Raw genomic sequence first — 12,331 nt, forward strand, 5'->3', positions numbered from 1 at the left:
TATAGCTGATATATCATGTAGATTAATAAGCTATTAAGAAATTTGATAAAATTAGCATTATTTTTTTAGTTACCATTGAAAGCTCGCTTCAACGTCACCATAACTATTTATAACATTATAAAAGCGCTAATATTTTTAAATGAAAAGCGCATGCATTAAAGAGAATTATATTATTATGGCTAACGTCGTTCCTGTAAGAAAAGATCTACACAAAAATTTAAAAGTTGCTACTAAACGTGGCTTAGAACATATAGCAAATCAACATATTGCGCCTATTACCGCTAGAGAATATTCAAAAGCAGCTAATAGTTTTCCTATTTTTTTAGTTAAGCAACCAGAAGCGACTCGTTACCGCAGCATCGTAATGCTAGGTCTAGAAGCGGGTGAAAACTTATATTATAAAGATGAACGCTGGAATGGAACTTATTTACCTCAAGGTGTTTCAATGATGCCATTTGGTTTAGGTGTTGACCCAGATAAAGAAAAAACATTAACAACGTATATCGATGTAGAAAATGAATATGTAGGCGAAGATAAAGAAAATGCTTTATTTGATGCTGAAGGCAATGACACTGAGTTTTATAAAAGTGTTCAGAATTCGTTAGGTCGTTTATATGAGAACGAAACAATGACTGAAAAATTCATGGAAGAGTTAGCTGAAAATGACTTACTACAAGAATTAGAACTTCATGTTAATTTCAGCACGGGTGAAAACAAAAAACTAGTTGGTTTATTTGGTATTGATGAGAAAAAACTTCAAGATCTTAGCGATGATAAAGTTTTAGATTTTCATAAACGCGGAATATTTATTCCTATTCATGCAATGCTAGGTTCTATTGGTCAAATTAATAAATTAGCCCAATTACGTAACTTGTCTGATAATGAGCAAAAAGTAGCAGGTATTCAAGTACATTTTGCTAAAGAAACTGCTGAAGCATAATTGCTTTATCGTTTTAGAAAAAAAGAGCCGGAAGGCTCTTTTTTTATATCTAAATAAACTGAATGTTATATTCTCGTATATAATATCTTTTTAAATTTCACTTTTGAGAGTACATGTGGCTATTCAACTTCCTTTTTCTCATTTAAGTCAATGGCAACAAATTGCCTTTTCTGCTGCCTTATTAGAACGAATGATCCCTAATTACCAAATGTTTGCTGAACATGCAGAGTTCGGTGAATTCTCTGTATTACGTAATCAATTAGCGCTTATCTGGCAATGGCTTGATAAAAATAATCGTTGTAAAATTAATTATGATGCCCAAATAAGTAAGCTTGAACCGCAAATACCCGATCCTGAGGAATTTGATTTTTTTGGTGTGTTTCCTGCTATAGATGCGACTATGGCGATTATGTCACTTTTACAGGCTATGCAAGATAAAGATGTTCAAGGAGCAGAAATTGTTTCACGATTATCCGAAAATAGTGTGAATTATTATGTTGAGCTCATTATTGCTGACCAACGAGATCAAAAGGATGACAGTGAGATTACGGACAAAGAAATTGAACAACACCCTTTAATGGAATGGGAGTTCGATACTCAAAACGAACTTTATTACGCCTTAAAAGATTCCCCAGAAAATAAAGAAACGTGTATTAAAATTAAAGCGATGGTACTTGAAGAAGGTTTGTCAAATTTAGGGCTGGAAATTAGTTAGCCTGTGTCGGGGGAGGAGTATTTTCTTTATTAGTTAGCCATTGTGCTAAAAGTAGATTTTAGTAAATATGAGCCCTAATATCTATATTCAGCTAATTTACTGGATATCATTAATATAATAAAAATCAGGATGAAAATATGAAAGCACTCCACGTTTGTTTAATGACAGCAGCCTATTTATTTGCCTCGATAGCTTTTGCTACTTCATCGAGCATGCTTGAACAAAAAAATCAAAACATTGAAAAATCAATTTACAAAGCGATGGAGACTTTTCAAGTACCTGGTATAGCGGTTGCTATTGTCAAAGACAATAAAGTCGTTATGAGTAAAGGGTTTGGTTTAACCGAATACGGTACGAATAACAAGGTGAATGGTGATACCTTGTTTGGTATTGCATCAAATACAAAAGCGATGACAGCAGCCTTACTCGCAAAATTGGTTGATCAAGGTAAATTGACATGGCAATCAAAAGTTATTGATATTATTCCTGAATTTCAAATGCCAGACGCTTACGTTACACGTCAATTCACTATTTTGGATTTGTTATCACACAATAGTGGTTTAGGTTTAGGTGCGGGCGATCTTATGATTTGGCCGGGTACCACGTTAACGAATAAAGATATTATTAAAGGCTTAAAACATTTACCTGAGGTTTCAAGTTTCCGAAGTGAATTTGCCTACGATAATTTAATGTATGTTATAGCGGGTGAAATTATTGCCAAAATCACCAATAAAAGCTGGCAAGAAAATATCAAAGATACTATTTTTCAACCACTTGGTATGAAAAACACCAAAGCAAAATTTTCATTAATTTCAAAAGAAAATAATAACGTAGCACGTGCGCACGTACCGTTAGATGATAAATTAAACGTCGTTGGTGGCGATTTCTTAGAGCAATTCTCTTCAGCGGGTTCTGTTGCTTCTAGCGTTAACGATATGTCTTTGTGGCTGAAAGCTCAGTTAAATGAAGGGGCTTATGGCGAGGGTGAAAATATTTTTAGTGAACGTCAAAGTTACAATATGTGGCAAATGCGTACAATATTACCAGTATCTAAATCCGCCACTGAAAACGATAAAACACATTTTTCTGGTTATGGTTTAGGCTGGTTTTTAAATGACTACCACGGCGTGAAACTTGTTCATCATAGTGGTGGCATCTTAGGTATGGTGTCTAAAGTTGTTCTAGTACCAGAAGAAAATCTAGCAATGGTTATTCTAACTAACCAACAATCAGGATACGCTTTTAACGCTATTTACCATCAAATTCTAAATGAATATTTAGAGTTGCCAGCAAAAGACTGGGTAACATTCTATGATGATATTAATCAGAAACGTAAAACAGCAGAGGTAAATCGTTTAGCTGAAGCCGCAAACAATATTGATAAAAATTCACAACACTCCCTACCTTTAAAAACTTATGCGCAAACCTATACGGATAACTGGTATGGCGACATAGTCATTAGCTATGCTAATAACGCTTTAACAATGCAGTTTGGTAATACACCCGCATTACAGGGAACGTTAGAGCATTATCAACATAATACTTTTATTGTGCGTTGGGGGGATAGAACATTAGAAGCGGATGCTTTTGTTAATTTTAATTTGAATCCAGACGGTTCAATTAATTATGTAACGATGAAAGCGGTATCTCGTGCCACTGATTTTAGCTTTGATTTTCATGATTTAACACTTAGACCTAAAAAGTAACATAGGACATTCACAGGTGAGAGTTATTATTACCCATAAACTCTCACTTGGGGATGTGTTCTTACGTTTTTTGATATAAGCGATAAATAACTTGGCCCGCTATTTTTTCTTTCAATAATTTCCAATTTAATGGCAGTTTTTGATTATTCTGTTCACTCTCCATCTCTATGTAAATCAATGCATTATCAGCCAAGCTTTTTTCGTTTAGTAAAATAGCGGTTTGCTCAATAAAATTTTGTCGAAAAGGAGGATCTAAAAAAACCACATCAAATTTTTGCGTATTGTTCTGAATAAAACTTAAAGCATCACTTTGTATGACTGAAATATTATTTGCTTTTAGTAGCTGCTGATTTTCTTTTAATTGTTGAACGGCAAATTTGTTCAACTCGACAAAGTTAACATGGCTCGCTCCCCTAGATAATGCCTCAAAACCTAGACCACCAGATCCTGCGAAGCAATCTAAACAGATGCTGTCTTGAATAAAGGGCATTAACCAATTAAATACAGTTTCTTTTACTCTATCAGTCGTTGGTCTTAAACCTTCAGCCACTAAAACAGGAAGCTTTCTACCTCGATGTAAACCGGCAATAATGCGAATACTGCCCTTATTGTTTGGTTTTGCTGATTGTTTACGTTGTTTGTTCATATCTTACTCAGCTTTTGTTTTTTGTATTGTTTTTAGGTGCTACTATAGCGATGATTTTATCCTTGTTTAGTGAACTATTGCCATCAAAATGATGGTCAGAGAAGAATTTATTGTTATGTCGAAGAAAAAAGGTATGTTTTCCTGGTTAGGTTTGGGGCGTCAGCAGCAAGAAGAAGTTGTTGAAGAAGTTACTGATGCAGTTGAAAATTCAGAAGAAACACGCGATGTTTCTGAAAAAATAATTGACAAAAATCAAGGTGAAAGTCTTGCTATTGTTGAAGTTGGTCCTGAAAATATACTTGCAGAGCCAGAGCCAGAGCCAGAGCCAGTTAAAACTGGTTTTTTCACTCGTTTAAAACAAGGCCTCACTAAAACCCGACAAAATATCGGTGGTGGAATATTTAGCTTATTCAGTGGTAAAAAAATTGATGACGAGTTATTTGAAGAGCTCGAAACTCACTTGTTATTGGCAGATGTTGGTATTGAAACCACCACTAAAATTATTAAATCGTTAACAGAAAGTGCATCACGTAAACAGCTTAAAAACGCTGAAGCGTTATACGACTTACTAAAAGAAGAATTGAAGACAATTATCGAGCCCGTTAGTGTGCCGTTAGTGCTTGATAATGATGCTGGTCCTTATGTCATTTTAATGGTTGGTGTCAATGGTGTCGGTAAAACGACGACTATTGGCAAGCTAGCGAAAAAGTTTCAAGCTGAAGGTAAATCAGTAATGCTAGCGGCAGGCGACACTTTTAGAGCGGCAGCTGTTGAGCAATTGCAAGTATGGGGAGAGCGTAATGACATTCCGGTCATTGCTCAACATACGGGCGCAGACAGTGCTTCTGTGATCTTTGACGCTATTAGTGCAGCTAAGGCGCGTGGTGTCGATGTACTGATTGCTGATACTGCAGGTAGATTACAGAACAAGAGTCACTTAATGGACGAATTAAAGAAAGTGGTGCGTGTCATGAAAAAAATTGACGATAAAGCTCCCCATGAAGTGATGTTGACTCTCGATGCAGGCACGGGGCAAAACGCACTGAGTCAAACGAAATTATTTAATGAAGCGGTTGGTTTAACGGGCTTAACAATAACCAAGCTTGATGGAACGGCTAAAGGTGGTGTTGTTTTTGCTGTTGCGGATAAACATGCCATACCTATTCGTTATTTAGGTGTTGGTGAAGGTATTGATGATTTACGTCCGTTTAATGGTAATGATTTTATTGACGCTTTGTTCACTCAAGAACCATAACATTTACGGTATAGTTTTTGATGTCCGATCAAACTATTAAGAATAATAACAAAAGTAAGAGTGTAACTATTTTATGATCCGCTTTAACAATGTCAGTAAAACCTACCCAGGCGGATTTTTAGCTCTTAAAAATGTCAGCTTTGAATTGTCTTCGGGTGAGATGGCATTTTTAACAGGACACTCAGGTGCAGGAAAAAGCACGCTTTTAAAGCTAATGAGCTTAATGGAAAAACCAACGAGCGGTAAAATCCAAATTAACGGTAGTGAAATATCGAATATCAAGTATAAAGATATCCCTTATGCTCGACGCAAAATAGGAATGATTTTTCAAAACCATAATCTGTTAATGGATAGAACTATTTTTGATAATGTGGCTTTACCTTTAGTTATTGAAGGCTACAGTCATAAAGAAACGCGAAAAAGAGTTGAAGCCGCTTTAGACAAAGTACATTTGAGTGATAAATTACGTTGTTTTCCTAATATGCTTTCAGGTGGAGAGCAGCAAAGGGTGGGAATTGCACGAGCTTTAGTGAATAAACCCTTAATTCTTCTTGCCGATGAACCTACTGGGAATTTAGATCCTAAACTTTCATTAGATATTATTCGTTTATTTGAAGAGTTTAATGATTTTGGGGTTACTGTACTTATTGCCACGCATGATCTTGGGCTTATTGCTCGAATGAAGTACCGAACGCTAACACTTAAACAAGGTTCGATGATCACCGATGGTATTATCGAAGGTTTACAAGTTAGGAATGAAAATAATGAATGAACCTTCTCGCTTTGGACAGCCTTCACAGAAACTGCCTTTATCAGCAAAGATAACAGCGCGATTCATTCGGCACATACAACAAGCGGTAGGTAGTTTAGGTGATTTATGGCGTACCCCCTTCACTTCCGTAATGACTGTTTTAGTTTTAGGCATAAGTTTGACTTTGCCTGCCACATTACATTTATTTGTTAAAAATGCTAAAGCGATTAGTGAACAGTGGGATACCGCTTCAGAAATTAGCTTATTTTTAAAGTTATCAGTGACAGATAAATCAGCACAAAACTTAATACATCGAATTGAACTTTACCCTGAAGTTTCCAAGGTAACCTATATTTCTGCCGAACAAGCGTTAAAAGAGTTTAAAGCACTCTCTGGCTTTGGGCAGGCGTTAGAATATTTAGATAAAAACCCTCTCCCTGCAACACTCCTCGTCACACCAACAAATCGAGCAAGTCAAACACAAGCTGCAGGTGAGTTGTTATTAAAATTAGAAAAAGAGCGAGAAGTTCAGCAAGGTAAATTAGATCTTGAATGGCTCACTCGACTAGAGGCCATCGCAAAATTAATTGAAGATATTGTTGTCGGTATTGGTGCATTACTGTGTTTATCAGTAGTACTGATTATTGGTAATACCATACGTTTAGCTATTTTAAGTCAAAAAGATGCTATTGCAGTCATGAAGCTTGTCGGCGCAACAGATAGCTTTATCCAGCGGCCTTTTTTATATGCCGGTGCTTGGTATGGAATTTTAGGCGGCGTTGTTACATGGTTTTGTGTTGCTGTATTAGCGCGATATTTATCAGGTGCACTCTCTGAATTAACTGATTTATATCACAGTAACTTTATTATTAGTGGTTTAAATTTTTCAGAAGCAATGACACTGATATTTTTTGCCGTTATCCTTGGCTTATCAGGAAGCTATATTTCAGTACGCAAACACATTCGAGCAATAGAACCGACAGCTGATTAATAAAAGCTAACCACTCTTTTTAAGTGGCACAAGCTAACATTTCGTCTGCCCAAGAAAGTGATTTAATATAGGCTTCAAAACAAATGTTAGAGTCAACTTCTAGTTTATGGGCAATCTTTTCACTTTCTTGCCACAAACCTTGCTCAATATGTTTAACGAGCGACAGATAATTACCGAGATCACCTTGCTCGTTTCTTAATGCCGCCTTTATACCTTCATGGATAGGTAAAACACCTAGTACATACTCTAATTCATGATCTAAAATACCATCAATTAATGATAATATACCGGTTAAAAAAGCTTTAGGTGGGTTTTCACTTTCAAAGCGACAAAGTGCGATTTGTTCACAGAATTTAGCTCTTGCTAAAGATAGACGCATAATTTCTGTGTTTTTATCTGAACTCAAGTCAGATAAAGCCAACAAGGCAATAAATTTCTTCAACTCCGCTTGACCAATATAAGCGAGAGCATGTTTTAATGATGTTATTTCTTGGCTACTACCGTAGGTAGGACTATTGATAAAACGTAATAGTTTATAGGTTAAGCCAGGGTCAACAGCAAAAATTTCACTGATTTTGTTAATATTTAAATCAATTTGGCTTGCTTGGCTAATTAGCTCAAGAATATTTTGTTTTGCAGTGGTTATTTTTCGTTGTTTTAGCATTTCTGGCTTAGCAAAAAAGTAACCTTGAAAAAGCGTAAAGCCAAGCATTTTTAACTTTTCGAATTGCTGTGACGTTTCTACTTTTTCAGCCAATAACGTTACGTCTAGTTCACTGATTTTTCTAACAAGTTTGCTAATCTCTAAAATAGAAAACTGTAGTACATCAATTTTAATTATATCAATAAAGGGGTAAAATGCTTCCCATTTTTCATCAAAATCAAAATCGTCTAAGGCTAATTTATAGCCTTTTTCATAAAGTGATTTACAGGCTGATAAAAGTTCAGGGGTCACAGGTACGTCTTCTAAAATCTCTAATACAACATTTTTGGGATCAAGAAAGCTTGGAAAATGAAAAATTAATGTATCTGCATGAAAGTTAATATAAGCAGGTAAGTTACCGGTTACTTGCTCTAAACCTAACGCTAAATGGTTGTTGGTTAGTATATTAGAGGTTGCTTGATTTGGATCTATATCCGGAAAGCTGTTACTTTTGCCGTCACGAAACAGCAACTCATACGCAACTATATTCTGTGCAATATCCAAGATTGGCTGACGAGCGACATATGAGTACAAATTATAACCTTCTTAAGTTTGTTTTGAAGCTAATTAAATACTTAACGTAATGTTCATATTCTTGTTAATTGTAAGTTAAGTTACTGTTTTGTAACTATTAATGTTTTCACTATGTTTTATGTTAACAAATATACACAAAAAAAACAGATAAATTTGTTTGACTGAGTTGTTTCGTCTTGTGTTGTAAGGTAATGTGTGATGCGTTGCTCGCCTACACGGTCGATGTATGCTATTATAGCGAGCTAGAAAGTTAAGAATTTTTTAAGAGTAATTAAAGAGCGATAAAGAGAGGTTTTTAAAATGAGTAAACCGATACAATCAATGGCGCTAACGGTTCCACGTAGCGGTAGTATTGAATCTTACATGCAGTCTGCTTACAGTATACCAATGCTTACTGCGCAGCGTGAGAATGAACTCGCCACTCGTTTATATTCAGAAAATGATTTGCAAGCGGCACAAGAACTTATTATGTCGCACTTGCGTTTTGTTATTCATGTCGCCAAAGGTTACGCAGGTTATGGTTTACCTCAAGCTGATTTGATACAAGAAGGTAATGTTGGCTTGATGAAAGCGGTTAAACGTTTTAACCCAGAAGTTGGTGTTCGCTTAGTATCGTTTGCTGTTCACTGGATAAAAGCCGAAATTCATGAATTTGTTCTACGCAATTGGCGCATTGTCAAAGTAGCAACGACTAAAGCACAACGTAAATTGTTTTTTAATCTTCGTAAAAATAAGAAACGTTTAGGTTGGTTTAGTAATGACGAAATTAATAATGTTGCAGAAACACTCGGCGTTACACCTAAAGATGTTTTAGAGATGGAATCTAGAATGAGTAATCAAGATCAAGCTTTTGAGTTGTCATCTGATGATGTTGATAACTCAGCGGGTGGTGGCTATTCGCCAGCATTATATCTTGAAGATCATCAGTCAGATCTCGCTGTTCAGGTTGAAGATGAAAATCATTCGGCCCATGCTAACAAACGTTTATCTAATGCTTTAGTCATTTTGGATGAGCGTAGCCAAGATATTATAAGAACTCGTTGGTTAACTGAAGATAAAACCACTTTGCAAGATTTGGCAAATAAATACCATATTTCAGCAGAGCGTGTCAGACAGTTAGAAAAAAATGCCCTTAACAAGCTTAAAGGTTCTATGGCTGCTTAGTATTTGTTATACAACACGCCATAAAAGACCGACGAAAGTCGGTTTTTTTATGGCTGAACTTTCAATAACTATATTTATTAAGACGTTATATAGGGCTTGTGCTAGTCAATATGACTGTTCTAACTATATGTTATTGATAATAATAGTATTATTTCCGACTTAATGTGTATGAAAAACATACACATACCGAATTGATATTAATAATTCCAATAAAGTTACTAGCCAAGTGATATTAATTTGGTAGACTAACAGCCTAAAAATAATACTAATAACTAGATATGGAATCGCCTAGATGGAATCGAAGGCAAAGGAAGATATTCTGGCATTACGTCAGCTTCCTAAATTAAGGTCCTTACTTAAAAAGTATCGTCAGGTTAAAGTTATGCAGTCGGGTTTGTTGCAATTGTCTGAATTGGCAAGCACAGTTACCGATATGGCAGCCTTTTACGCTGAGCTTAAATCGGTCATTAAAACTTTATTAACGACTGATAGTTTTCATATTACCCTCCTTAATACAGATCAGAATCTAGAACTTGCGCATTGCCACAATCCTGAAGAAATCCGCTTACTTGATCATTTAAAAGTGGCTGATTGGCGAAAGTGCTTAACAGGTATCGTTTTTAAGAATGAAAAATCGATGCATTGTTCTGCCAAAGAACGTATAGCACTGGCGAAGTCAGGAGATATTTTTTTATATGGATCATCGTGTGTCGACTGGTTAGGTGTGCCACTAAGACGAGGTAATCAGGTTATTGGTGTTCTTGCCTTGCAAAGTTACGATGATAAACTTTATTTTGATGCACACGATTGTCAGTTACTTGAATTTATTGCGCTTCACTTGGTTACTGCTATTGACCGTGTCCGTAGTCGTGAATTATTAGAAGAAAGTATTCTTCAAAGAACACAAAAATTCACAGAAGCCAACAAACAGTTACAACTTGAAATTACAGAACGTAAAAAAGTAGTAAAAATGCACAAAGCATTGTTATCAATTTCAGAAATAACGGCTAACTCACAAGATATAGACTGCTTTTATCGCGCAATACATCAAGAAATCAACACATTACTTCCCGCAAAAAATTTATATATTGCTCTTTTAGATGATAACGATGATAAAGAGCATTCAATCGTTACTTTTCCATACTATGATGATGAAAGAGTGTCTTCTCCTCTTCCTAGAATGTTAGGTTTTGGCTTGACAGAATTAGCGATAAAGGCCGTTTCGCCAACGTTAATTTCAGAAGGTGAAGTCTTCTATTTATCTGAACAAGGTAAAATAAGGAGCGAGCCCCTGACACTAGATTACCCTAAAAATAAAATGCCACAAGCATGGCTTGCTGCACCTTTGATGGTTGATGGAAAAATCTTTGGCATTTTAGCTATTCAGCATTACCAGGACTCGCAAGCTTATCAACAGAGTGATTTAAAATTAATACGCTTTATTAGCCAACATGTAGATACAGCTATTTTACGTAAACGTTCTCAAGCTGAAATTAAAATGAATAATGAAGCATTAGAAAAAACAGTTAATCAACGCACACAAGAATTACAGGCAAGTAATCTAAATTTGCGCATGCAAATCGATGAAAGAAGAAAAGCAGAAGCACAACTTTATTACGAAGCTCATCATGATGGGCTTACTAAACTACCAAATAGAGCTATGTTTTCAGACAGGTTGAGCTATTCACTGCGACATTTAAAACGTCACCCTGATCAACGTTTTGCCGTATTGTTTATCGATTTAGATCGTTTTAAAATGATCAATGATACACTTGGACATCACGCAGGCGATAAATTTCTCATCGAAATTGCGCTTAGGTTGCAAGACTGTGTAAGAGATAATGATATTTTAGCGCGCTTAGGCGGTGATGAGTTTGTTATCTTGCTTGATTCTTTGCAGTTACAAGAAGATATTGAAGAAGTTGCTTCGCGTATTATCACCGCAATAGCTAAACCTTTTAGTTTAGGTGGCCATACACTTTACTCTAACGCGAGTATCGGTATTGCACAATGTAGTAGTCATTATAAAGATTCTCATGAGATTTTACGTGATGCTGATGCTGCCATGTATCAAGCTAAAAATTTAGGACGTGGTCGTTATGTCTTTTTTGATGAAAGCATGCGAGAACAACTCATTGCTAGCATGACTTTAGAACAAGAATTACGTGTTGCTATTACCAAAGGTCAGTTTGAACTTCACTATCAACAAATTTCAAATTTATCACTCACTAATACGATTGGTTTTGAAGCGTTATTACGTTGGCAGCACCCGACTAAAGGGATATTAACGCCAAGTGAGTTTTTATACATGGCTGAAGAAACAGGCATGATATTAGATATTGATGCTTGGGTAATTAAAGAAGTCAGTGAGCAATTGAAAAGTTGGCAACAAAGTAAAGACTATTATAATGCTTTTATCGGCATTAACTTGTCTGGACGTCATTTAACACAGGCTAATCAGCTTAATAAACTGATCAATCAAATTAAAGACACTAACATTGAGCCTCATCGTTTAATTCTCGAATTTAATGAATCAGCTTTTGCTCAGCAGAGTGAATTAGCGCTGAAAAACTTACGTCGATTAAAAGACTTTGGTGTGAAACTTGCGTTAGATGATTACGGTGCGGGGTCCTCGTCATTAAACTTCTTACATAACTATCCTTTTGAGTTTATCAAATTAGACCGAAGCTTTGTTCGTACACTTAATACAAACGATAAAAACTTGTCTCTGGTAAAGGCGCTGCATGACTTAGGTAGCAACTTTGGTTACCACTTAGTAGCAGAAGGGATAGAGTCAGAAGAAATGTTGAAAAAACTGCAGAACGTTGGTTGTGAATTTGGCCAAGGCTATCATATTAGTCGCCCAATAAAAATGCCACGAATAATCAATGAAAGTGAAGTTATTGTTAAAGCCAGTGCTTAGTTT

9 protein-coding genes and 1 pseudogene are annotated in these 12,331 nt (G+C 35.8%); 8 read left to right on the forward strand and 2 right to left on the reverse strand.

Annotated elements, in window-relative coordinates; all coding sequences use genetic code 11:
• Positions 1 to 175 precede the first annotated feature (175 nt).
• The 3 genes from H4J39_RS06190 to H4J39_RS06200 all read left to right on the forward strand — a co-directional run bounded on the left by H4J39_RS06190 (position 176) and on the right by H4J39_RS06200 (position 3,361).
• Positions 176 to 940 (forward strand): SapC family protein, encoded by a 765-nt coding sequence (locus H4J39_RS06190; RefSeq protein WP_182226555.1) that lies wholly within the window; start codon positions 176 to 178, stop codon positions 938 to 940.
• Positions 941 to 1,055: 115 nt separating this feature from the next.
• Positions 1,056 to 1,655 (forward strand): YjaG family protein, encoded by a 600-nt coding sequence (locus H4J39_RS06195; RefSeq protein WP_182226557.1) that lies wholly within the window; start codon positions 1,056 to 1,058, stop codon positions 1,653 to 1,655.
• Positions 1,656 to 1,792: 137 nt separating this feature from the next.
• Positions 1,793 to 3,361 carry a serine hydrolase gene (locus H4J39_RS06200; protein WP_259368770.1) on the forward strand — a complete coding sequence of 523 codons (1,569 nt, stop codon included), beginning with the start codon at positions 1,793 to 1,795 and terminating at the stop codon, positions 3,359 to 3,361.
• A gap of 61 nt (positions 3,362 to 3,422) precedes the next feature.
• Here the strand turns inward: H4J39_RS06200 and rsmD are convergent, their stop codons facing one another.
• Positions 3,423 to 4,007, reverse strand: coding sequence for a 16S rRNA (guanine(966)-N(2))-methyltransferase RsmD (rsmD, locus tag H4J39_RS06205; protein WP_182226559.1), 585 nt, complete (start codon positions 4,005 to 4,007; stop codon positions 3,423 to 3,425).
• 304 nt (positions 4,008 to 4,311) lie between these two features.
• On the opposite strand from rsmD, the pseudogene ftsY reads away from it, so the two are divergent.
• From ftsY to ftsX, 3 genes and pseudogenes are all read left to right on the forward strand, one after another.
• A pseudogene (gene ftsY, locus H4J39_RS06210) lies at positions 4,312 to 5,262 on the forward strand (signal recognition particle-docking protein FtsY); the annotation flags it as partial.
• 73 nt (positions 5,263 to 5,335) lie between these two features.
• On the forward strand, positions 5,336 to 6,034 hold the full coding sequence (ftsE, locus tag H4J39_RS06215; RefSeq protein ID WP_182226563.1) for a cell division ATP-binding protein FtsE: 699 nt from the start codon (positions 5,336 to 5,338) through the stop codon (positions 6,032 to 6,034).
• Positions 6,027 to 7,004, forward strand: a complete 978-nt coding sequence (ftsX, locus tag H4J39_RS06220; protein WP_182226565.1) for a permease-like cell division protein FtsX — start codon at positions 6,027 to 6,029, stop codon at positions 7,002 to 7,004. The genes ftsE and ftsX overlap by 8 nt, the downstream gene beginning before the upstream one ends.
• A 19-nt stretch (positions 7,005 to 7,023) precedes the next feature.
• Here ftsX and H4J39_RS06225 read toward each other — a convergent pair whose 3' ends face one another.
• Entirely contained in the window at positions 7,024 to 8,241 is a 1,218-nt protein-coding gene (locus H4J39_RS06225; RefSeq protein ID WP_259368771.1) for an EAL and HDOD domain-containing protein, read from the reverse strand.
• Positions 8,242 to 8,541: 300 nt separating this feature from the next.
• Here H4J39_RS06225 and rpoH point away from each other — a divergent pair, with 300 nt between their 5' ends.
• Positions 8,542 to 9,405, forward strand: a complete 864-nt coding sequence (gene rpoH / locus H4J39_RS06230) for an RNA polymerase sigma factor RpoH (protein WP_182178684.1) — start codon at positions 8,542 to 8,544, stop codon at positions 9,403 to 9,405.
• A gap of 292 nt (positions 9,406 to 9,697) precedes the next feature.
• Positions 9,698 to 12,328, forward strand: a complete 2,631-nt coding sequence (locus H4J39_RS06235) for an EAL domain-containing protein (protein WP_182226567.1) — start codon at positions 9,698 to 9,700, stop codon at positions 12,326 to 12,328.
• The last annotated feature ends 3 nt before the right edge of the window (positions 12,329 to 12,331 follow it).

The organism is Colwellia sp. Bg11-12 (assembly GCF_014076955.1).
Lineage (GTDB): Bacteria > Pseudomonadota > Gammaproteobacteria > Enterobacterales > Alteromonadaceae > Colwellia_A.